A 23,837-nucleotide genomic window follows, 5' to 3' on the forward strand; every position below is an offset into this window, starting at 1 on the left:
TTTAACCATTTTTGGGACTCTTTATATCTATCTTCCAACCTGTAAGTTTTGCCGCAAGTCTTGCGTTTTGTCCTTCTTTGCCTATAGCAAGGGAAAGCTGGTGTTCAGGCACCAATACCCGTGCTATTTTACTATCTTCCTCAATTTCTACGTTAATGACCTTTGCAGGACTTAGGGCGTTTGAAATATATTCCGCCGCATTTTTGCTCCATTTTATGATATCTATCTTTTCTCCTTTTAATTCTTCCACCACGGCTTGAACACGAGCGCCTTTCGGTCCAACGCAGGCCCCCACCGGATCTACGTTTTCATCTCTTGAGTGAACAGCCACCTTAGTTCTAGAACCTGCTTCTCTCGCAATGCTCTTTATTTCCACAATTCCTTCGTATATTTCAGGTACTTCCAATTCGAATAATCTTTTTATCAATCCCGGATGGGACCTGGACACTACGATGACTGGTCCTTTGGTTGTTTTCCTAACTTCAAGGATATATACTTTTAATCTATCTCCAGGGGTATAGGTTTCTGTTGGTATCTGTTCATTTGGTGGCAAAATAACTTCGGTTTTTCCTAGATCGATAATTACATTCTTTTTATCGAAACGCTGTACTGTTCCTGTTACAAGATCCGTTTCTCTTCCGGCAAATTCTTCGTATATAATGTTCCTCTCTGCTTCTTTAATACGCTGCATTACTACTTGTTTTGCAGTTTGAGCTGCTATTCGCCCAAATTTCTGAGGTGTTACCTCTATAGAGATTATATCACCTATTTTTACTAAGGGATTAATTTTTTTAGCATCGACCAGGCTAATTTCTAAAAGTGGATCCTTCACTTCTTCTTTAACCGTTTTTTGAGAAAAAACTTTAACTTCTCCTGTTGCCCTATCTATATTAATTTTTACGTTTTGTGCCGTACCGTAATTTTTCTTGTAGGCGGAAACTAAGGCAGCTTCAATAGCTTCTAAAAGTATCTCCTTGGAAATACCTTTTTCTTTCTCTATTTGATCTAAAGCTTCGATAAATTCGATATTCATTTTTACCTCTCCTATTCGTCAAAATTGAATTTGTATTTCAGTTTAGCAGTAGATATTTTTTCAAAAGGAATATTTATAATGGCCGAATTTGTTTTTAATACTATTATCCCATTATTGTAATCGCTCAAAGTTCCTGTTAGAACTTTTTTTCCGTTAATAGGTTCAAAAGTCCTTATTTCTACTTCCGAGCCGATGTACTTTATGAAATCTTTCTCCTTTTTTAGCCTCCTCTCTATGCCGGGCGATGAAACTTCCAATATATAACTGTGAGGAATCGGATCTTCTATATCCAACAACCTACTTATTTCTTCGCTCACTTCCTGGCAATCATCCAAGGTTATCCCTCCTGGTTTATCAATGTAATACCTTAAATACCAGGACCCACTTTCTTGAACAAATTCTACGTCGACCATCTCAAATCCCTTGGAGTTCACCACTCGTTCTCCAATTTCACTTACCTTTTTTAAAATTTTATTTTTTTGCATTCCCTTCACCCTTTTAAAATAGTTTATATAGAAAGCGATTACTAATATGAAAGAGTGGGATTAAACCCACTCTTACGCTTCCTAAGCTTAATGAATTCAAATGATTATCTTTAATTATTATAACACATATTAGTTTTTATTACAATATCAAGAAATGCTTCAAAATAGACTAATCTGGTTTGTTTCTTGCAAACCATTGAGGACACCGTTTTGCCGGAGAATTTCTATAACATTTTTTGTTACTCTTGTCCGTATTCTGAGATCTTCGATTGATGTAAATTTCCCTTTTTGCCGTTCATTGTAAATACTTTGCGCCGCGGAAAGACCCAATCCTGGCAAGGCATTAAGCGGGGGTAAAATCCCGTCTTTAGTAATGATAAATTTCTTATGATGCGATTTATAAAGGTCTATAGGTAAAAATTGAATACCTCTCATGTACATTTCATTTGCTACTTCTAAAATGGTGAGCAAATTTTTTTCTTTCGGGGTAGCATTTTTTTCTTTTTTATTAATTTCCTCTATTACTTCTTTTATCTTTTTAGGCCCTTGCAGTATGAGTTCGGCATCAAAGTCATCGGCTCTTACAGTAAAGTAAGTCGCATAAAACGCCTCCGGGTAGTGAACTTTGAAATAAGCGATTCTGAAAGCCATAATTACGTAGGCAACTGCATGGGCCTTGGGAAACATGTATTTTATCTTCTTGCAGGATTCTATAAACCACTGTTCTATGTTATTTTTCTTTAAAACCTCTTCATCTTCAGGACTCAATCCCTTGCCTTTTCTAACTTTCTCCATTATATTAAACGCAATTTTGGGTTCAACACCTTTTTCCAACAAATGAATCATAATGTCATCGCGGGTTGCTATAACCTCTTTAAGAGTTGCTATCTTATTTCTTATGAGGTCTTGGGCGTTGTTAAGCCAAACGTCTGTGCCGTGGGAAAGGCCGCTTATTCTTACAAGCTCTGAAAACGTCGTAGGACGAGTTTCTTCCAACATCTGCCTTACAAATTTTGTCCCGAATTCGGGAACGCCTAACGTTCCTACGGTCGTCCCTATATCTTCAGGGGTTACTCCCAGGGGTTCGACGGAGGAGAAAATTTTCATAGTTTCTTTGTCATCTAAAGGGATTTTCTTTGCATTAACGCCCGTTTCTTCTTCTAACATTTTGATAACAGTAGGATCGTCGTGACCTAATAAATCAAGTTTGAGCAATCGTTCGCTTATCGAATGATAGTCAAAATGCGTAGTGATAACTCCAGACTCTTTGTCGTCGGCGGGATACTGGATTGGTGTGAATTCGTATATTTCCTTATCCTTCGGAAGAATCATTAAACCTCCCGGGTGCTGTCCTGTAGTTCGTTTGACTCCGGTTATACTGGCGGCCAAACGATTAATCTCGTATTCAGATGCACTCATATTCTTCTCTTCTAGAAAAGCCTTAACGAAACCGTAGGCGGTCTTTTCCGCTATTGTTGAAATGGTACCGGCACGGAATACGTTGTCCTTTCCGAATAATTCTTCGGTATATTTATGGGCAGTAGGCTGATATTCACCGGAAAAGTTCAGGTCTATGTCAGGTACTTTGTCCCCTTCAAAACCCATAAAAACTTCAAAGGGTATGTTATATCCGTCTTTTTTCATGGGAATTCCACAATCAGGGCAATTTTTGTTGGGGAGGTCTGGTCCCACAATTCCCTCGACGTTTTCTGGGAAAATAGATTTTTTGCACCTTGAACATAAATAGTGGGGAGGTAGCGGGTTGACTTCGGTAATTCCGCACATTGTCGCAACGAGCGATGAGCCTACTGAGCCCCTGGACCCCACTAGATAACCGTCGTCAAGAGATTTTTTCACAAGCTTGTGAGCAATCAAGTATATAACCGAGTATCCGTTATTCACTATCGAGTTTAATTCCCGTTCTATTCTCTTTTTAACTATTTCAGGGAGATCTTTGCCATACAACTCCTCAGCTCTTTTATAGGTCATGTTTATAATTTCTTCATCGGCCCCTTCTATTTTGGGAGGATAAAGTTCATCGGGAACCGGTTTTATTTCATCTTCTATCTCATCCGCAATTCTGTTTGGATTTTCGATTACCACTTCTATTGCCTCGTCCTTACCTAGGTATTCATGGTCACGGAGCATCTCCTCCGTCGTTTTTAGGTAAAGGCCTGAATTGATATCGCTGTCCTTATATCCCTGAATTGTGAGCAAAATTTTTCTGAAAATCTCATCTTGGGGGTTTAAAAAGTGCACGTCGCCGGTAGCTACGACGGGTTTGCTGTATTTTTTGCCTAAAGAATAAATTTTTTTGTTTAACTCTTCAAGGCTTTTTTCATTGGCCAAAACGCCTTTTTCAATTAAAAATTTATTGTTTTGTAAAGGTTGTATTTCTAAGAAATCGTAAAAGCTCACAATGCGCCTAATATCATCTTCCGAATGATGGTAAATTAAACTTTTGAATAATTCTCCGGCCTCGCATCCCGACCCTATAATTAATCCTTCTCTGTGTTGCCTTAGGAGACTTTTGGGAATTCGGGGATGGCGATAGAAATACTCTAGATGAGAGGCAGAAACTAATTTATAAAGATTTTTCAGTCCCTTTTGATTTTTTACCAAAATGGTAGCATGGTAAGAATTTAGGTGTTGAGCAGCTTTCTTTCCCACATAATTTATTTTGGAAAGGTCGTCTATTCCCTTTTCTTTAAGCAAATTAAATAACTCAATGAGTATCATTGCTGTCGTATTGGCATCATCGTCTGCTCGGTGATGTTTCCCCATATTTATATTGAACTTTTTAGCAATCGTCTCTAAACGGTGATTTTTAAGTTCTGGAAAAACAATGGCCGAGAGATTTAAAGTATCTATCACTTTATTGTTAAATTTCATGCCGTGCCTTTCGCAGTCCCTTCTAATGAAACCCGAGTCAAATTCAGCATTATGTGCTACAAATATACCTTCTCCCACAAATTTCAGAAAATTTGAAAGGACCTCCTCTATAAACGGTGCCTGCTCTACCATGTCGTTACGTATACCGGTTAAATTAGTTATTTGTGGAGAAATGGGTTTTCGGGGATTTACAAAGGAATGGAATCTATCTATTATTTCCCCACGATAGATTTTGACCGAACCGATCTCTATTATTTCGTCCAAATCCATGGATAAACCTGTTGTTTCTATATCGGTGACTACGTATACAAAGTCGTCGATGAATCCTTCAGGTGGTTCGACTATTACAGGAAATTCGTCATCAAATATGTAAGCCTCTAGACCATAGATTGGTTTAATACCTGCTTTTTGGGCAGCTTCGTAAACCTCAGGAAAGGACTGAACGACACCGTGGTCCGTAAAGGCCACTGCTTTATGTCCCCAATTTTTGCACAGTTCAACAACTTCTTTAGGTGAACAAACCGCATCCATGGCACTATATTTTGTGTGCAAATGTAATTCCACCCTCTTTTTTTCGCAATTGTCCGTTCTAGTGGGTTTAGGTATGACTTTGATGTCTTTTGGTTTTATTTCTAATTCTCCTGAGTAAGAATTTTTTTCAATTTTCCCTCTTATTTTTAACCAAATTCCTTCTTCGATTGCTTCTAGCTTGCAATAATTTTCGGAAGATGAAAATATTTTTACCGGCAAAGAACTTGAACCATCGGTGAGCCCGAAAGTAATCATTTTAGAGCCGTTTTTAATTTCCCTGGATTCTAACTTGAATACCTGTCCGCATACGATTATTTCGTTAATTTCGTCGGTTATATCCTTTAAAGGAACCGGCTCGCCTTCCACATCCTTGCCTAAAATTACGTCATTTGAAACTTCTTCCTTCGGCCGGTCATCGGATTTTTCGGTTGTAGTTTTCAATATGGCTTCTACAAGTTGTCTTTCTTCCTCAGATATGTCATAATATTCTGTTTGTTCTTTCTCTTTAAATTCAACTTTCAATCTAATTTCTAGATTTTTGAAAAATTCTTCTATAAACTTACCGCATCGTTTCTTTTGCAAATATTCTATTCCGTTTTTTTCGATATAAACAAATAAAGTACCTTTGTCGTACTCGCATGTGCTATTAAACATCCATAGTCTAGCCGAAGGTATCTTTTTAAAAAGACTTTTCAAACACTCGTTCCAGTTTACCTTAACTACCTCACTTGGCTTTTTTTCTCCCCAGAGATTCTTTTCTACAAAATGTAAAGAAACATTCAGACAACCTTTCAAACTTTCTTTTAATCCGTTTTGGATTTTCAAGATCATTTCCTCAGATAGTTTTTGATCTGTAGCCAATTCGATTTTTATCTTTCTTTTAGCGACATTAACGGTCACTTTATTGATGAAAACATTGTCTAATAGTAGACTTTCTTCATAACTGAACTTGCTCGTATCAAGGACGACGTTCATTTTTATCATAATGTATCCCCCAGTTATGTTTCTATACTATATACACCATCTATTTGATAAAACCGAGAAATTACTTCATCCAGCTTAACGTTCGACGGTAAACGGATTAAAAGAGATATCGCTACCCTTGAATCCTCTTGTTCAGCATTTTCAATTCGTATTTTTCTGATACTCACTCCCATTTCGCCCAAGACAGTACCAATCTTGCCTATCTGACCGGGCTTATCATCTACGATTAAACATATAGAGTGTAAAAGTTTCCTCCCAATTATAAAATTTTCGATCCTGGACAAAGATATCAAAGTTAAAAAGGTAAATAAAGTGGCAACTACGGCAGCTACATAAAATCCGCTTCCAATCGCAAGACCGATAGAACCTACCGTCCACAAGCTTGCAGCGGTAGTCAAACCTTTTACGGTTGGCCCCACTCTAATTATGGTGCCTGCACCCAAAAAACCAATACCGCTTACCACTTGGGCCGCAATTCGAGCCGGGTCCATTGCCGTAAGGGCGCGGTATTTTTCAAACATATATATGGACACTAACATTGTCAGGGTCGATCCTGTACAAACCAGTACATGAGTTCTGAAACCTGCAGGCCTATTCACGCTCTCCCTTTCTATTCCGATGATGCCTCCCAATAAAACCGACAAGAAAAGTCTAAGCAGGATATCAGCTTGGGACATTTCCACTTAAAACACCTCTAATTTTAATTTAAGCATACAAGTCAGAATATCCCAATACATTTTTATACGGGACGCAACACCTATGATAAAACCCCTCTTTTCTTCCTTCATCACATGGGTTAGTTCGTTGAGAACAACTGTCTTAATTCTTAAATTTTCTTTTTTAGCTATAATGGTAAGGGCCATTTCAAGGCCATAATCCTTTACTTCATAATCCTTCAATTTATCAAAAACCCATCTTTGGACAGCACGCTGACCCGATAAAAACGGAGCAATCTTCTGAGCAAGGTCGGTGGCTCCTCTGCCGTTTTTGAAAACTCCTATAGTCATGTCTGATTCGCCTTTTAAAACGGGCAGTAAAAGGTCGTAGACGTGCTCCTTTTTTAAACCTACCAAATCGGCATCTAAAAGCAATATGACATTTGCGTTTGTACTTTTAATCCCGCACATTACAGCACCAACTTTTCCACGGTTTTGTGGAAGTTCTATTACATTTATGCCAAAATTTCTGCCGATATATGCTGTATTGTCAGTGGAACCATCGCTGACAAGAATAATTTCATCAATAAGACTTACCGATTTTAAAAGTTGGAGTATGCTCCCTACCGTCTTTTCCTCATTATATGCAGGAATCACTGCCGCTACAGGCATTAAAATCTTCCTTTCTTCTCTTAAAATGTTTCCAGCAAGAAAAATGTATCACAGTTACTTTTAAAATTCAACACAGCAGTCCTTCGTTGGCAAGTTTAAAAGTTCACACACTTTTTCAATTACTTTAACGATATCGATTTCTAATTTTTCATCCCTTTTCCTTATTTTAATTTCCGCGGTGCCTTTTTCGAATGATTTTGGGCCTAAGATTATAAAGATGGGAAAACCCAAAAGTTCTGCATCTTTAAATTTCACTCCCGGACTTTGAATTCTATCATCTATGACTGTCGGAATTATTTTGTTTAGTTTGGTATATAATGAAAAAGCATAGTTTACGAGTTTCTCATCCTTTACATTAATTGGTATTACAACAATTTTGTACGGAGCAATAGTCGACGGCCACTTCAGTCCTTTTTCGTCACAATTTTGTTCAGAAAGTGCCAATATCACATTATCAAAATAGATAGTTCCAGTTTCTGCTTCCATATTCTTATAACAAAACTTTTCCCACTCTGCTATTTTAATGCCTTCCCTTATATTCAATTTATTTCCGCATAATGGACAGCTATCCCCTTCTTGCGTTTCTTTTACATCGGCAAGTATATCTATATAAAAGTCACGGCCGGGGTTCACATTAATCAAATGATAATCCCTTTCATTTGCTCCAGTTACAACATTCCTCATTTTTGCGACCTCTATATCGGCTATTATCTTCAACCCCTTTAAATCAACGGGACCTGCAAAGCCGTGGGGTGCTCCCGTCAATCGCTCTACCTCCTCTATACCTGCAAGTTCTACCTCTTTTCCCTTTAATACCGATTTTAACTTCCTTTCATCTATATTCCTGGAGCCTGGGACCAATACGGCGAAATAATTTTTTTCTTTTTCAGTATATGCTTTATATATCAATGTTTTTATGGTTTTTTCTGGAGGTATTCCTAAAAAATCACACAGATCCTTTATCGTTTTTTTACTGGGTGTAAATACTTTTTCAACAGGTTTCCCTTTTTCACCGGGATAGTTGTCAGGCAAATATTTCAACGGGTAATCTGCGGTGGTTGAGTACCGGCAAAAAGAGCAAGTGAAAAATTTAAACGGAGCTTGAGGTATTATTACCGCTTTCGATATTTTTTCGCTTTCTTGTACAACATCCACCATTTCTCTAATATATTTTTTCAGTATGTAATCAATAATGTCTTTAACCTTTGATGACTTTTCTCCAATCGAATATAAGTAAAAATGAAATCCACCGGAAAAGCTATAAAAAAACAGAGGTAGCTGTTTAGGTGATGTTACCTCTTTAATAATGTCTTGATAAGAAGGGTCTTTTTGGATAATCTTTTTAAATCCGTTCGATTTCAGATATTCTTCCACAGCATCAGTGATGTTTTTGAACAACTCAACGCCGAGGGAGAACAAAGTCACCGTATTTCCAGTTCTAAAAATCCCGCTTTGGTATAAGTATTTTTCCCCCCGGCCGGTTAGACCGGCCGGAAGGTTAAATAGCGAGGATGGGAACAATTCGCTCATTTTCATTTTAGATTACCTACCCGTTAATAAGATTTTGCAAAATAGACCATTTTCTTAGCTTCTTTTCCGCATATAGCGCACCTATCCGAAATTTCTTCCTGTTCGAAGGGAATGCAGCGCAAAGTTGCGGTGGTTTCCTCCTTAACCTTTTTTTCGCATTCACTGTCACCGCACCACATGGCTTTAACAAAACCTCTTTTGTTGATTAACAATTCCTTTAATTCTTCAAAATTGGTTGCAGTATTGGTATTATCGTTCATAAATTTTTTGGCTTGTTTGAACATGTTGGTTTGGATATCCTCAAGCAATTTATTTAAATAATTTTCTAAATCCGATTCTTTGACTTGAATCTTCTCGCCAGTGTCTCTCCGAACCAGCAACATTTGGTTTTGCGCAAGGTCTCTGGGTCCTATCTCAAGCCTTACAGGAACACCTTTCATTTCCCACTCGTTAAATTTCCAACCTGGAGTGTATTCATCGCGGTCATCTATTTCCACTCTGAAATTTTCCTTGAGGAGCTGGTACACTGCTTTTGATTTGGCCAAAATCTCCTCTCTTTGCTGGCCAAAAATAGGAACGATAATTACTTGAATAGGCGCGACTCTAGGCGGAAGTCTGAGACCCCTATTATCGCCATGAGTCATTATTACAGCACCTATAAGTCGGGTCGACACTCCCCAGGAAGTCTGCCATACGTATTTCAACTTCCCGTCTTGGTCTAAAAATTTAATGTCAAAAACCTTGGAAAAATGCTGACCTAGGTTGTGAGAAGTCCCCGCCTGTAATGCCTTACCATCGCTCATCATGGCTTCTATTGTATATGTCCTCAAAGCTCCTGCAAATTTTTCGTTTTCAGATTTTCTTCCCTTTATAACCGGCAATGCCAACTCGGTTTCTACAAAATCCCTATATACTTCAAGCATGCGAAGCGTCTCTTCTTCAGCTTCCTCTTCAGTTCTATGGGCGGTGTGTCCCTCCTGCCAGAGGAATTCAGCCGTTCTCAGGAAGGGTTTGGTGCTCTTTTCCCATCTGACTACGTTACACCACTGATTGATTAAAACGGGTAAATCCCTCCACGATTTTATCCATTTGGAATACATGCTGCATATAATTGTCTCAGAAGTAGGTCTTACCGCCAGGCGTTCCGAAAGCTCTTCCTGTCCACCGTGAGTCACCCACGCAACTTCAGGAGCAAATCCCTCTACATGCTCTGCTTCCTTTCTCAACAAAGATTCAGGAATAAATACCGGGAAATATGCATTTTTATGCCCGGTTTCTTTAAAGCGACGGTCCAATAGTTTTTGCATGTTTTCCCACAATGCGTAACCATAAGGCCTTATGACCATGCATCCTCTGACGGGAGAGTAATCGGCAAGTTCGCCTTTTACGATAACGTCTACGTACCATTGGGAAAAGTCTTCTGATTTAGCCGTAATTTCCCTGACGTATTTTTCTTCCATTGTTCTCTCCTCCCGAAAAAAATTATTAAAAAAACCTTCGCACCGAAGGGGCGAAGGTTTTTCGCGGTACCACCCTGCTTTTTTAAGAAAGCAAAAGGGTTGCTCATTTAGTTAACGGCAAAGTGCCGGCCACTTTTGGCAGACTCCGGAGGTGGGTTTCAGAAGCCCCCGATGGCGGGCCTTTCAGCCTGTGGGACCGCTCTCTTTTCATCGGGTTTACTTCTTACTGGCCTCCATCAACGCCATTCACAGTATGCTGTTTGTCTGTTATTTTATCAGAGTTAATTTTTTTTGTCAAATTATCATCCAACATACTCCACACTTCCGATATTAATACACCAACCGCGTCGCTTTCGGGTACCGTTTTTAGTATACGCCCTTTTTTAAACACCGCAACCTTACCGCTTCCGCCTGCGATTCCAATGTCAGCCTCTCGTGCTTCGCCGGGACCGTTTACTATGCATCCCATCACGGCAACTTTTATGGGTGCTTTTATGCCTGCTAATTTTTTCTCGACTTCCCTGGCAATTCCTATGAGGTCTATCTGGCAACGACCACAAGTCGGACAAGATACTATAGTTACACCGCCCTCAATCAGATTGAGGCTTTTTAGAATCTCTTTGCCTACCTTTACTTCTTCAACGGGATCACCTGTTAGCGAAACTCTTATTGTATCACCAATTCCTTCATAAAGCAGTATCCCCAATCCCACAGCGGATTTTACGGTACCGGAAAAGATGGTTCCCGCTTCGGTTATTCCAAGATGGAAGGGGTAATCGACTCTTTTTGCCAGCATTTTGTATGCTTTTACTGTAGTTAATACATCGGAAGACTTTATAGAAATTACTATCTCGGAGAAGTCCAATCCTTCAAGGATGCTCACATGCCGTAGTGCACTTTCTACCAAAGCTTCGACACAGGGCGAACCGTATTTTTCTAATAAATCTTTTTCCAAAGAGCCTGAATTAACGCCAATTCTAATGGGAATGTTCCTTTCGCGAGCCGCCTCTACAACTTTTTTTATCCTTTCTAATCCCCCAATATTGCCAGGATTTATTCGTACCTTATCCGCACCGTTCTTTATTGCTTCAATTGCAAGCCGGTAATCGAAGTGGATGTCGGCAACTAATGGAATGTGGATATTTTTTTTAATTTCAGAAATGGCTTGAGCCGCTTCCATGTCGGGAACTGCAACGCGTACAATATCACAGCCTGCTTCTTCAAGGGCCAGGATTTGATTAACAGTAGCTTTTACATCTTGAGTCTTTGTATTCGTCATGGATTGAACGGATACTGGAAAATCCCCGCCTATCCCAATATCGCCAACGTATACTTTTTTTGTAGTTCTCCTTTTAATTGAAATCATGTCATCTGCCATATTAACTCTCCTTGCTTACATGTATAATCTCATAAAGTCTCTATAAAGTACAAATACCATCAATAGCATCAGCAGAGCAAAACCTAAAAAGTGGATCATGCCTTCTTTTTCGGGGTCTATAGGCTTTCCTCTTAAAAATTCCACTAACAGGAAAACCAAACGGCTTCCATCCAGAGCGGGCACTGGTAAAAGGTTCAAAAGCCCTAAGTTTATGCTTATGAATGCTGTAAGATATAACACGTTGAATATGCCGAATCGAGCAGCTTCTCCTACCATATGGGCAATGCCCAAAGGTCCAACCAAGTCAGACAAACCTCTTCCTGTCAATAATCTAGGGATAGAAGACAAAATCATACCTGATGCCCAAAAGGTCCTTTGAACTCCCGCTCTTACACTATATAGAAGCGAATATCTGATAACCATTGATTTTATGCCAATTACGCCTCTACCTGTTTCCGGTTCTCGCTCCGTCTTTACCAAAATTTCCTTTTTTTCTCCATTTCTTAGGATTTCTAGTTCTATTACTTGATTGGGTTTCTGGCTGATTATGCTTACCGTTTCATCCCACGATGAAATTTTCTTATCATCTATAGCGGCAATAATATCGCCATCCTTAATCCCTGCTAGTTCTGCTGGAGAATTCGGTATAACTGTAACTTTTGTGGTTGCAACTCCTCCAAAAAATCCTATCAACGATATTAAAATTACTGCCATCAGCAGGTTCATAATAGGACCTGCTATTACAACTGCCATTCTTGCTCCCACGGGTTTGTTGCTGAAAGCCCTAGGATCACCAGTTTTTTCGTCTTCACCTTCCATCTTTACATATCCGCCTAAAGGTAAGGTGCGGATGGAATAGAGAGTTTCACCCTTTTTGAGCGATACTAAAATTGGCCCAAAACCTAAACTAAATTCATTAACTTTTATATCGCACAACTTTGCCACCAAAAAATGCCCCAGCTCATGAAAAAAAACGAGAGCACCGAATACTATAATTGAAATTGCTATTGTGTTCAACTTTTTCACCTTCCGGTTTTCTATTTTTAGGAACGCAAAAAGCCTGATTGGAATATAGCCTTAACAATTACAGCCACCATAGGTCCGATAAATAACCCCATAAAACCGAACAATTTTACGCCGACATATATTGATATTAAGGCCAGCAACGGGTCTAATCCCAAATGGGTACCTATGACTTTTGCCTGTAAAATTTGACGCATTCCAGAAACAAAAAGATGTAAGATTATCAGCGACAGTGAAAATTTTAAATTTCCCAGGAGCAACGCCACTATGGCCCATGGAACGAATATTAAACTTGGTCCGATAACAGGAAGTATGTCAAGAAGACCGCATATTATGCCTAAAGTTAGAGCGTAATCCACATTTAGAATATAGAATCCTGCTATGGTAATAATTGTCGAAATAAATATCAATATTATTTGTGCTTTAATTAATCCTATGGCGGATGCGATAAGCTCCGATTGTATTATTTCTATTTTTTTATACCAATTATGCGGCAGGATGCTTTTTATGGAAGATATTATATTGTTTTTGTCTTTCGCAAAGAAGAAGCTGGATAAAAAGGTAAAAAGGAGAAATATGAGTAAGTTCGGGATAATGACAAGTTTTTCCGCAAGAGTGTAAAATTTTGATAAGAATCCAGTCAGATAAGTAATAATTTGTCCCCAGTTTTTAAAAAGATAATCCATTACTTCTTTAGGTATAATGTCGTAAACAGAAAACATAAATGTGCTTACACTTTCAAAAATGGAGTTCAAATAGTCAGTGTAATTTGGTAATGTATTCACCAGTTTTCCTATTTCGAAAATAAATCTGGAAATTGCAAGAATGATTAAATACCCGAAAGACGAAATAATAGCAAGTAAGACTATAACAACAGCTATTCCTCGTTGAATTTTAAGTTTTACCTCAAAGTAATTTATTACTGGGTCTATAATTAAAGAGATTATTATGCCTACTGCGAAGGGGAGAAAATATTCTATTGTAATAAACAGCGCTAAAGAAACCAAAACAATGGCAAGTCCTAGATAAACGATGGGTTTGTAATCTGATTTCAATTTCAAGTAAGACCACCCTTTTGAATCACTGTTATAATATAATAGTATGCTACGGGGAAAGAAAAGAGGCTACTATCAAATCTATCTAAAATTCCACCGTGACCGGGAATTAGATTAGAGAAATCTTTTATTCCGCAAAATCTCTTTATGAGAGAAGCCGAAAGGTCACCCATTTGAGAAAAAATTCCTATTAATAAACCTAACAATACTCTATCTATAATTTTAATCTGGGGCAAAAACATCATTGAATAAATAAAACTTGCCGAAATGCTTCCTATTATTCCGCCGATGCTTCCTTCGATACTTTTTTTAGGACTTATTTGGGGAGAAAGTTTATGGCGGCCAAAAAGCATTCCCGTTATGTAGGCAAAAGTATCGCAGCTCCACGTTGTTACAAAAACCAACCACAATAAAACAGGTCCTTGCGACAGATCTTTGATAAGCATGATATGCGAAAACGGGATGGAAGTATAGAGAAAGGAAAAAGTAGTAAAAACGGTATCCATCAACTTATTTTGTTTATATTTTACTATTGAAGAAAAAAAACTTAAGATTATAAGAAGGCAAAAAGGAAAAAAAACTGTCGTCTTCGCACCGGACCAGAAATATATCATGGTCAGCAAAATTGAACCTGCCGTTCCGCTATAGACCATGTTTACATTTATACCCGCTTTTTTAAAAGCCCTTGCAAGTTCCCAATTGGCTATCATAGTCATTAATATGATAAAAACAAGAAACGAAATAACTCCCCTCTCGATTACAACGTAAAGCAGGGCAATACCTAATATTGCGGTCAAAGATCTTATAATAAAAGTTTCGTCCATTTTATTTTGTTAAACCTCCAAATCTCCGTTCTCTGCGTTGAAAATCAAGTAAAGCTTGAATCAGGTGTTCTTTCTTAAAATCTGGCCAATAAATATCGCAAAACCACAGCTCTGAATAGGCTATCTGCCACAAAAGAAAGTTGCTCAACCGCAATTCCCCGCTGGGCCTGATTAAAAGATCGGGATCAGGAAGCCCGGAAGTAAATAAATACTTCTCAAAAAATATTTCATCAATATCTTCCGGGTTTAATCTTCCACTAGAAACAAGCCTTGATATATTTTGGCATGCTTTGATTATTTCGCGGCGAGATCCATAATTTAATGCTACGTTTAAAATCATTCCCGTGTTATTCGAGGTCAGTTCTAACGATTTTTTGATTTCTTCCCTAATTCGATATGGCAACTCCTGCCAATCTCCAGACACCATTAATTTTATATTATTTCGATTCAGGTTGTCTACTTCTTTTTTTAAGTAATATACGAGAAGATTTAAGATGGTTTTTACTTCTTCAAAAGGCCTCTTCCAGTTTTCTGTAGAAAATGCATAAACACTCAGAACCTTTATCTTTAGCTCTGCACAAAATTCAACAATACTTCGAAGTGTTTCTGCACCAGCCCAATGACCGGCTATTCTTGGAAGACCTCGCTTTTGAGCCCACCGTCCATTGCCGTCCATTATTATAGCAATGTGATTAGGCAATTTTTTTGTATCAATTAAATCTATTTCCTTTATTCCCACTTTTCGAGCCTCCTAATTATCAAAAGCCCCCTCTACAAGAAGGGGGCATTATTATCGAAAAAAAGCAACGAGTAAGATCACGCCGTTGCCATGATTGTCTTTTTCTACTCTTACTATTATCGGTCTATTATAGTTTTCTTTGCGAGCAACAGGGAAGGTATACTTAATTTCGGAGATTTTGATACCCTTTTTCATTAAATATTCCTTAGCTTCATCTAAAGTAAAACCAATGAGTTCTAAAATTTTTTCAGTAATAGCGTTATACCTCCATTATTTCCTTTTCTTTGTTAGTTAATGCTTTATCAATTTGTTCAATGTAATTATCAGTGAGTTTTTGTATTTCTTCCTGCCACCTTTTGCTATCGTCCTGAGATATTTCACCATTTTTCTCCATTTTTTTGACCAATTCGTTTGTATCCCTTCTGATGTTCCGCACGACAACTTTTGCATCTTCTGCCTTTTTTTTCGCCATCTTAACTAGTTCTTTGCGCCTTTCCATAGTTAATTCTGGAAGGACAAGCCTTATTACCTTGCCGTCGCTGGTGGGTGTAAGACCGAGGTCTGATTTTAAGATGGCCTTTTCGATACTGTTAATCGTCTTCACATCCCAAGGCTGTATTAATATCATTCTCGGTTCAGGTACGCTTATAGTAGCTAATTGGTTTACTGGAGTTTGAACACCGTAATAATCCACTGAGATCTTATCTAGGAGTGCTGTAGAGGCTCTTCCAGCTCTAATTGCCGCCAAATCCGATTTGAGATTCTCGAGTACCTTCTTCATTTTGTCCTCGGTTTCTTTATAAATTTTTTTATCCACCAAATCAACCTCCTTTCACAAAAGTTCCTATATTTTCCCCCAGAGCAGCTTTTATTATATTGCCTTCTTCATTAATACCGAACACGATTATTGGGATTTTATTATCCATGCAAAGCGAAGTGGCTGTTGAATCCATAACACCTAACCCTTTGTTCAGTATCTCTATATAATCTAAACTGTCGAATTTTTGAGCATTGGGGTTTTTCATCGGATCTGAATCGTAGACTCCATCGACCTTTTTTGCAAGCAGAATAACATCTGCTTCTATTTCTGCAGCTCTTAAAGCTGCTGCAGTATCGGTAGAAAAATAGGGATTTCCCGTACCGGCAGCAAAAATGACCACCCGACCTTTTTCAAGATGTCTTATGGCCCGGCGTCTTATATATGGCTCCGCAATTTCTTTCATCTCTATGGCAGTCTGGACACGTGTCTCAATGTTTCTTTTTTCCAATGCATCTTGCAGCGCGAGAGCATTTATTACAGTTGCCAGCATCCCCATATAGTCGGCAGTAGCCCGGTCCATATCTGGGTAATTACGTCCGCGCCATATATTTCCCCCGCCAACTACAATAGCAACATCAATACCGTATTCTTTTACCTTTTTTATTTGGTCGGCTATAGAATTAATAACGTTTTGGTCTATCCCAAATTCTTTTTTGCCAGCTAGAGCTTCACCGCTGATTTTAAGAACGACCCGTTTATACTTTGGTTTTTGCATCTATTAACCCTCTCTTTTGCAGACTTATTTTTAAAAAAGAGACACAATGAGTGTCTCTTTTTAAGCATCAGTCCTGATCAGATTTAGGCGCAATTTCTCCTCTTTCAAAGCGTACAAATCGAGTAACTGTGATATTTTCACCCAATAAGGCTATTTTTTCCATTATCAGTTCAGAAACTTTCTTATCAGGATCCTTAATGAATGGTTGCTCTAAAAGACAGTTCTCTTCAAAGAATTTTTCAAGTCTACCTTCAACAATCTTATCTACTATGTGAGAGGGCTTACCTTCGTTTATAGCTTGTGCTTTAAGTATTTCCCTTTCTCTTTCCAAAACTTCTAGGGGGACATCATTCCGAGAAACATATTTGGGATTTGATGCTGCAATTTGCATAGCGATATCCTTAACTAAACTTCTAAACTCTTCATTTCTCGCCACGAAATCGGTCTCGCAGTTAACTTCCACCAATACACCTATTCTACCTTCTCCGTGTATGTAAGCATCAATAATTCCTTCGGCTGTTGTACGGCCCACTTTTTTTGCAGCCTTAGCAAGTCCCTTTTCTCTTAATATAACTATTGCCTTTTCCATATCTCCGCCGGCTTCCATCAAAGCCTTTTTGCAATCCATTATCCCTGCGCCTGTGCGTTCTCTTAGTTCCTTTACTTGTTCTGAACTAATCATACCAAAACCTCCCAAAAGATTATTAAAAGGTAAGGGATAGGAAAAAATCCCCCTTACCTCATAAGATTATTCTTCTGCTGCTATTTGAACTCCTTGCTTGCCTTCGAGTACTGCGTCGGCTATTTTTTCGGCAATTAATTTAACAGCCCTTATGGCATCGTCGTTGCCAGGAATTACATAATCTACTTCATCCGGATCGCAGTTGGTATCTACTATAGCTATAATCGGAATCTTCAACTTTTTAGCTTCCGAAACAGCTATTTTTTCTTTTCTTGGATCTACTATGAAAAGTGCATCCGGCAGGGATGTCATGTTTTTAATACCGCCTAAATATTTCTCCAAACGCTCTTTTTCCCTTTTGAGGTTTAGTACCTCTTTTTTGGGAAGGACTTCAAAAAGTCCTTCTTCTTCCATGCGTTCGAGTTCTTTCAAGCGTTCTATCCGCTTTTTAATCGTTTTAAAATTGGTCAGCATTCCACCCAACCAACGCTGATTGACATAAAACATTTCACAGCGTTTGGCTTCTTCCTGAATCGACTCCTGAGCCTGTTTTTTCGTGCCAACAAAAAGAATTTTCCCACCTTCTGCAGCGAGATTCTTTACATACTCATAGGCTTCGTCCAATTTTTTAACAGTTTTCTGCAAATCAATGATGTAAATACCGTTTCTTTCAGTAAAGATGTATTCTTTCATTTTGGGGTTCCATCTTCTAGTCTGGTGGCCAAAATGGACCCCTGCTTCCAGCAATTGCTTCATGGAAACTACCGACATTTTTTTACCTCCTTTGGTTTTTCCTCCGCCGGAATCATCTCACAACGAGACCTTTCGGCACCCTCGTTGAGATATTTCCAGGCGTGTGAATTACCGGTGATAGTATATCATAAAAAAAATCCTTATGCAATATATTTTCCATTACATTACTACATTCTCCGACCACTTTCCGCATCTGTCTCCCCATCTTGCTATTAATTTATTGTCTACATAAATTTGAATGATTTCGCACAAGTTGGGACACCCATTACACTCAAAACTTTCTGCCCTATGCTCTTTAAAAGCAGCTTCAAAACCATGAAAATTAGTCTGTTTTTGCTTATTTTGAGAGATGGCTTTCTTCGCAAGCAATGCAGCCCCTAAAGCTCCCATCACGTCGAAGTGTTCGGGCACTATGATCTTCATGCCGAGTTCTTCTTCAAAAGCTCTTTTTATTCCGGAATTGGCCGCAACTCCGCCCTGGAATACCACCGGAGGCTTTATCTCTTTTCCCTTCGCCACGTTTGCCAGGTAATTTCTAACTAGCGCTTGGCACAGCCCTTTTAATATATCCTCTACTTTATACCCCAACTGTTGCTTATGTATCATATCTGATTCGGCAAATACTGCACAACGACCAGCAATTCTGGTGGGATTATTCGACTTTATGGCAATTTCACCGAATAGTTCGATAGGTATCCCGAGCCTTTGGGCCTGTCTGTCGAGAAAAGAGCCCGTTCCAGCGGCACATACGGTATTCATGGCAAAATCCACAACGATCCCGTCTCTCAGTATTATTATTTTTGAGTCCTGTCCTCCTATCTCTAAAATAGTTTGTACGTTGGGAATTTCAGACATGCTTGCGACGGCGTGGGCAGTAATTTCATTTTTTACCACATCGGCGCCTACTATGACCGATGCCAATTTTCTGCCGCTGCCGGTGGTGCCCACCCCCTTTATTTCTATATCGTCCTTTAAATCTTCTTTAAGCATCTTTAAACCACTTTTTATTGTTTCTATAGGTCGTCCTGCGGTCCTTAAGTAAAGCTTCTTCAGTATTTTTCCATGTTTGTCTATCAAAGCAAAATTAGTGCTTACAGAACCCACGTCAACTCCAAGATAACACTCCAAACTCCTCCTCCTCCTTCCTTTTGCGGATCAAATCAACAAACGCCTCAAGGCGAGTCCTTAATCCCGCTTCGGCAGAATGTTCGTCCAAGACGAGTGTCATCACAGGTATAGAATGAATTTTACTTACCATCGGCAAAACACTTTTTGCAACAATTTCCGGCATGCATGTAAGCGGGAGAAGGTGAATTACCCCATCAAATCCCTGTTTTGCATAACTGACAATTTGTGCAACGGATTCCCGACCGTGGCCTCCTACAAAGCATGGTATATAAGGTTCAGCAAGTTTTGCAAGTATTTCCGGTTCTTTTGATTTCATAAAAGAAGGCAGGAGGTTTTCCCTAACCCATTGGCTTATGTATATACTTCGTTCTACTAAAACCCCTAGTTCGCACAACTGTTTTTCTATGTTAAAATTAACAAAGGGTTCTAAAAGGGTATAAATTTCACCCACCAAACCCACTTTAAGTAAATTTCTTTCTTTAGCTTTTTTTATTGACGAGATTTCTTTTGCAATTTGTTGCCTTGCAAAGGCTAGTTCCTGTTCATCCCTCGCATTTGATATTAAATTCAATGCCTTTTTATACGCCTTATCGGTCTTACCTTTTTCAAGTTCTACAGCTCTTATGTGATTTACCATTTTTTCCAGTTTATCTAATATAATGATTTTTTCCCACGCTAATTTTCCGGCCAGATAAATTTCTTTAAAGCTCTTTTTATTGGTTATATACTTAAATTTTTTTATGAAATCCCAGAAATGACCTTGAGGAGGTTCTAACACTATCATGTTAAAATCGTAACCCAAATCTTTTAAAATTTCTCTTTGAACTTCCGCGTAATACCCAAAGCGGCATGGCCCCATTCCTCCAGCCATCACTATGGTATCTGCCCCCATCTCCAACGCCTCTATGAAATTGCCCAAAGTAACTTTAAGAGGAAGGCAAGCAAACTCAGGAGAATATCTACAGCCTATCTCTAAGGTTCTCTTACTAGAAAATGGAGGAACCACCACCTCGGCACCTAAGTTTTCGAAAAAAGTTCTAAGAGGAACATATAGATTTCCCATATGGGGAAAAGTAACTTTCAATTCCGACGTCTCCCTTCTATCACATCTATGAAAGCTTCCAATCTCGTATTAAAGCCTTCTTCGCCGGAATGTTCGTCGATATTAATTCGAAGAAAAGGAACCAGCCGGTTGCGGGAAAGTTTGCGTTCCAATAGCTCTCCTACGATCGAATCAGGTCCGCATCCGAAGGAAGCGATATGAATTATCCCATCAAGAGCTTTGCCGCAATCCATATAATAGTAAGTGCTTCCTATTATGTTTTTTCCCAAAGTCCAGAATAATCTTTTCTTAAGATTTTTTGCCCCTGCCGAGATGTTTTTGACCGGTATTATTTCTGGCGTTATGACTTTTATACCGTTTTTTTTCAATTTTGTTATTAAATTCATACTAATATAATTGTCGTATATATTGTAAGGATGCCCTAGTAAAAGGACATTTAAAGTATTTTCTCTAAGGCATTTGTTTTTATGCCTAGAAAAATACGATGAGTTAGAATCGAAAAAACTCTTTTGTCCCGAATCCAGAGGAAGTTGTTCGTGGCTTATTTGAAATTTTTTATAGGAATAGAATTTTATCGAGGCTATCTTATACGCTTTCAGAATAAGCTTTGAAGGATGCCCCAGGTCTGCACCTATCGATTTTACATGTTCGATGAGGCCTTTTCTATTTTTATAGACAGAAAGGTTGCTGTCAATAATTGGAGGCAAATTCGGTATGCTGCTTTTTACCATATCAGGTAAACCTAAAAACTTCGGACAAATGAATTCTCCAGGTTCGATGCTGATTATTCTTGGAATAAAAAGAACATCTACTTTGTCTATTAGATCCACTACGTGTCCGTGAAAAACTTTGATGGGTAGACAGGCATCATCAACGGCAAATTCCAAACCGTCTTTTAATATCTTTTTATTGGTAGGATTTGACAATATTACTTCGTGGCCTAAAGTTTCGAAAAATGTTTTCCAGAAAGGGTAGTACATGTAATAAAATAAAGCTCTTGGAATACCTATCCGCATTCTAACCCCTTCTCAATCCTTTTAATATTTCTACTTATATTATTCCCACGATTATGTATTTTATTAACTTAATTACCAAAGAAAGGTAATTCATTGAACAAAGAAATAAAAGGCATTGTAAGATTGCCTTTGGATAGCAAATTTCTATTTTTTGTCATTTTCCCAAAATGTAGAGCACCAAAATTCTTGCAACACCTACCTTTAAAAAGATAAGAGGCCACGGCCTTTTGTACTTAGCAAAAGGATTTATGAATCTCCAAAAACTTATTGAATCGCCGTTTTTTAAACCCAGACCTATTAAAATTAAAATTAATGGAGAAAAATATGGCAGTACGATATTGCTGCCGAGATAATTTATAGAACTAAATATGCCTCCGAAAATAACTTCAGTAACTTGAGAATTAAAAACCATGGCTGCCAGTATATCAATAATGTTTGCAAAAAAACATACCAAAATCACTTGAGCAAAATATTTTGGGCTAACTATTAAAGTCGTAAGGAAAATACCTATAAAATCCAGAAACATTTTTAAAATCCCATCTTCATTTGGGTTTAGGATTAAAAATAAGAGCCATGATATAGCCGAAAACTATTGCCGCAGTTATTCCCGCCGCCGTAGCTTTCAATCCACCCGTCAAAATCCCCAATGCACCGGATTTATTAACTTCTTCTATAACACCTTTCACCAGTGTGTGTCCGAAACCGGGTAGTGGAACAGATGCTCCAGCGCCAGCAAGGTCTATCAAAGGCTGGTATAATCCTAACCCGCTTAATATTGCCCCTAAAGTTACAAAAACTACAAGGACGTGGGCAGGGCTAAGAGGTGTAAAATCCATCAATATTTGTCCCGCCGCACATATAAGCCCACCAACTAAAAACGCCATTATATAATCGATCATTTTTATTCCCTCGCTACAGGCTATAGATTTTCTAATGCTACGGCATGAGCGATACACGGGATTGTTTCACCTTGCTGGACAACAGTAGAATTCATTAAAGCTCCCGTTGCCACGAGAAGAATCTTATTATATCTACCTTTCTGCATTTCCTTAAAAATATACCCGAACGTAACTACGGCAGCGCAAGCACATCCGCTTCCGCCTGCATGTACATCTTGTTCGGGGCTGTAAATTAATAGCCCGCAATCAGTATACTTATTTGAAACATCGATACCGTTTTGCAGCATTAATTTTTGAGCTAAATCCTTTCCTACACTCGCCAAATCTCCTGTTACTATTAAATCGTAATCTTCAGGAGTACGCTTAGAATCCTCAAGATGCATTACAATTGTGTCAACTGCCGCCGGTGCCATCGCGCTGCCCATGTCGTTTGGATCGACAGCACCCATATCTATTACCTTTCCTGTAGTTACGTAAGTAATTCTTGGATTTTGATTTTTGGTTGAAATTACAGCAGCCCCAGCGCCGGTTACAGTGCGCTGGGCTGTCGGTGGCCTTTGATTTCCTAATTCTAGGGGAAATCTGTATTGTCTTTCGGCGGAACAGAAATGACTGGAAGTACCCATTACGATATTATCTGCATATCCGCCATCAACTAGCATTGCGCCTATTCCTAAACCTTCTGCAACTGTTGAACACGCCCCGTAAATTCCTAAAAAAGGATATCCTAATTCCCTGGCTGCGAAACTTGCGGAGATTATTTGATTGAGAAGATCCCCAGCTATGAAATACTCAATTTTATCGCTAGGAATACCGCTTTTTTTGACGGCTATTTCTACCGCTTCTTTTAACATTTTCTTTTCTGCTTTTTCCCAGCTTTTCTCCTGAAATTTAAAATCGCCCAAAATAAGGTCAAAGTAATTTCTCAATGGCCCTTTTCCTTCTACAGGCCCCACAACGGTCGCTGTGGCTATTATTGAAGGAGGGTTTTGAAATTTTACCGTCTGGGCTCCGAGTTTTTTTTCAGCCATCATATCCTCCTAAAACTTTACCACGTAGTATATCAATCCAATTAAAGCAGAAGAGGCAATTCCATAAACAAGAACAGGTCCTGCCACCACAAACATTTTTGCGGCCACTCCAAATACATAACCTTCGCTTTTAAATTCCATTGCAGGCGCCACGATGGAATTTGCAAATCCTGTGATAGGCACTATTGAACCAGCGCCTGCTCTTTTCCCGATTTTGTCGTAAACACCCAATCCGGTGAGAAAAGCGCCAAGAAATACTAAAGTGGCCGACGTGGCACTGGGCGCTTCTTTCGCGCTGTCTAAGCCTAAAGAAATATAAAAATTCAATATTAATTGTCCGATTAAACAAATTAATCCCCCGACTAAAAAAGCCATTACTATATTTTTCAAATATGGAGGTTTGGGTTTTACGTTTTTAACCAACTGCTGATAATCTTTCTGTTCCTGCGTAATTTTGGCCATTAGACT

Annotated in this window: 23 protein-coding genes; all 23 read right to left on the minus strand. The window is 38.7% G+C overall.

The features are described 5' to 3' along the window. Position 1: 1 nt before the first annotated feature. Positions 2–1,033 (minus strand): transcription termination factor NusA, encoded by a 1,032-nt coding sequence (gene nusA, locus BUB66_RS05805; protein WP_073256091.1) that lies wholly within the window; start codon positions 1,031–1,033, stop codon positions 2–4. An 11-nt stretch (positions 1,034–1,044) separates the two neighbouring features. Then, a complete protein-coding gene (locus BUB66_RS05810) occupies positions 1,045–1,518 on the minus strand; it encodes a ribosome maturation factor RimP (protein WP_073256094.1) in 474 nt (157 codons plus the stop codon). Between the two features lie 159 nt (positions 1,519–1,677). Beyond that, positions 1,678–5,925: a PolC-type DNA polymerase III gene (locus BUB66_RS05815; RefSeq protein ID WP_073256097.1), complete on the minus strand. Its 4,248-nt coding sequence runs from the start codon at positions 5,923–5,925 to the stop codon at positions 1,678–1,680. Between the two features lie 14 nt (positions 5,926–5,939). Further along, positions 5,940–6,602 (minus strand): MgtC/SapB family protein, encoded by a 663-nt coding sequence (locus BUB66_RS05820; RefSeq protein WP_073256396.1) that lies wholly within the window; start codon positions 6,600–6,602, stop codon positions 5,940–5,942. 6 nt (positions 6,603–6,608) lie between these two features. Then, the gene (locus tag BUB66_RS05825; RefSeq protein ID WP_073256099.1) at positions 6,609–7,253 is read right to left on the minus strand and encodes a glycosyltransferase family 2 protein; all 645 of its coding nucleotides are present in this window, start codon (positions 7,251–7,253) and stop codon (positions 6,609–6,611) included. A 60-nt stretch (positions 7,254–7,313) separates the two neighbouring features. Next, the gene (locus BUB66_RS05830) at positions 7,314–8,678 is read right to left on the minus strand and encodes a proline--tRNA ligase (RefSeq protein WP_159431505.1); all 1,365 of its coding nucleotides are present in this window, start codon (positions 8,676–8,678) and stop codon (positions 7,314–7,316) included. A 128-nt stretch (positions 8,679–8,806) separates the two neighbouring features. Further along, positions 8,807–10,243: a proline--tRNA ligase gene (proS, locus tag BUB66_RS05835; RefSeq protein WP_073256104.1), complete on the minus strand. Its 1,437-nt coding sequence runs from the start codon at positions 10,241–10,243 to the stop codon at positions 8,807–8,809. A 223-nt stretch (positions 10,244–10,466) separates the two neighbouring features. After that, a complete protein-coding gene (gene ispG, locus BUB66_RS05840; protein WP_425291872.1) occupies positions 10,467–11,621 on the minus strand; it encodes a flavodoxin-dependent (E)-4-hydroxy-3-methylbut-2-enyl-diphosphate synthase in 1,155 nt (384 codons plus the stop codon). 15 nt (positions 11,622–11,636) lie between these two features. Next, complete coding sequence (gene rseP, locus BUB66_RS05845; protein WP_073256106.1) at positions 11,637–12,638, minus strand: RIP metalloprotease RseP; 1,002 nt, start codon at positions 12,636–12,638, stop codon at positions 11,637–11,639. A 26-nt stretch (positions 12,639–12,664) separates the two neighbouring features. Next, positions 12,665–13,705 (minus strand): sporulation integral membrane protein YtvI, encoded by a 1,041-nt coding sequence (ytvI, locus tag BUB66_RS05850; RefSeq protein WP_073256108.1) that lies wholly within the window; start codon positions 13,703–13,705, stop codon positions 12,665–12,667. Continuing rightward, complete coding sequence (locus tag BUB66_RS05855) at positions 13,702–14,523, minus strand: phosphatidate cytidylyltransferase (protein ID WP_073256111.1); 822 nt, start codon at positions 14,521–14,523, stop codon at positions 13,702–13,704. Before BUB66_RS05855 ends, ytvI begins: the two co-directional genes overlap by 4 nt. Before the next feature lies 1 nt (position 14,524). After that, on the minus strand, positions 14,525–15,262 hold the full coding sequence (locus tag BUB66_RS05860) for an undecaprenyl pyrophosphate synthase (protein ID WP_073256114.1): 738 nt from the start codon (positions 15,260–15,262) through the stop codon (positions 14,525–14,527). Positions 15,263–15,521: 259 nt separating this feature from the next. Then, positions 15,522–16,043: a ribosome recycling factor gene (gene frr, locus BUB66_RS05865; RefSeq protein WP_280144544.1), complete on the minus strand. Its 522-nt coding sequence runs from the start codon at positions 16,041–16,043 to the stop codon at positions 15,522–15,524. A 40-nt stretch (positions 16,044–16,083) separates the two neighbouring features. Continuing rightward, a complete protein-coding gene (gene pyrH, locus BUB66_RS05870; RefSeq protein WP_073256117.1) occupies positions 16,084–16,797 on the minus strand; it encodes a UMP kinase in 714 nt (237 codons plus the stop codon). A gap of 67 nt (positions 16,798–16,864) precedes the next feature. After that, positions 16,865–17,479 carry a translation elongation factor Ts gene (tsf, locus tag BUB66_RS05875; protein ID WP_073256120.1) on the minus strand — a complete coding sequence of 205 codons (615 nt, stop codon included), beginning with the start codon at positions 17,477–17,479 and terminating at the stop codon, positions 16,865–16,867. Between the two features lie 66 nt (positions 17,480–17,545). Beyond that, positions 17,546–18,250 (minus strand): 30S ribosomal protein S2, encoded by a 705-nt coding sequence (gene rpsB / locus BUB66_RS05880; RefSeq protein WP_073256123.1) that lies wholly within the window; start codon positions 18,248–18,250, stop codon positions 17,546–17,548. Between the two features lie 141 nt (positions 18,251–18,391). Continuing rightward, positions 18,392–19,360, minus strand: coding sequence for an acyl-CoA dehydratase activase (locus BUB66_RS05885; RefSeq protein ID WP_073256126.1), 969 nt, complete (start codon positions 19,358–19,360; stop codon positions 18,392–18,394). Then, positions 19,338–20,444, minus strand: a complete 1,107-nt coding sequence (locus BUB66_RS05890; RefSeq protein ID WP_073256129.1) for an acyl-CoA dehydratase activase-related protein — start codon at positions 20,442–20,444, stop codon at positions 19,338–19,340. The genes BUB66_RS05885 and BUB66_RS05890 overlap by 23 nt, the downstream gene beginning before the upstream one ends. After that, a complete protein-coding gene (locus BUB66_RS05895) occupies positions 20,441–21,439 on the minus strand; it encodes an acyl-CoA dehydratase activase-related protein (protein ID WP_073256132.1) in 999 nt (332 codons plus the stop codon). The genes BUB66_RS05890 and BUB66_RS05895 overlap by 4 nt, the downstream gene beginning before the upstream one ends. Before the next feature lie 154 nt (positions 21,440–21,593). Continuing rightward, the gene (locus tag BUB66_RS05900; protein WP_073256135.1) at positions 21,594–21,965 is read right to left on the minus strand and encodes a hypothetical protein; all 372 of its coding nucleotides are present in this window, start codon (positions 21,963–21,965) and stop codon (positions 21,594–21,596) included. Between the two features lie 16 nt (positions 21,966–21,981). After that, on the minus strand, positions 21,982–22,335 hold the full coding sequence (gene spoVAE / locus BUB66_RS05905; protein ID WP_073256401.1) for a stage V sporulation protein AE: 354 nt from the start codon (positions 22,333–22,335) through the stop codon (positions 21,982–21,984). Positions 22,336–22,358: 23 nt separating this feature from the next. Then, the gene (spoVAD, locus tag BUB66_RS05910; protein ID WP_073256138.1) at positions 22,359–23,369 is read right to left on the minus strand and encodes a stage V sporulation protein AD; all 1,011 of its coding nucleotides are present in this window, start codon (positions 23,367–23,369) and stop codon (positions 22,359–22,361) included. A gap of 9 nt (positions 23,370–23,378) precedes the next feature. Continuing rightward, a complete protein-coding gene (gene spoVAC, locus BUB66_RS12205; protein ID WP_073256141.1) occupies positions 23,379–23,831 on the minus strand; it encodes a stage V sporulation protein AC in 453 nt (150 codons plus the stop codon). Positions 23,832–23,837 lie beyond the last annotated feature (6 nt).

Origin of the sequence: Caldanaerovirga acetigignens (assembly GCF_900142995.1) — a bacterium.
Taxonomy (GTDB): Bacteria; Bacillota; Thermosediminibacteria; order Thermosediminibacterales; family Thermosediminibacteraceae; genus Fervidicola; species Fervidicola acetigignens.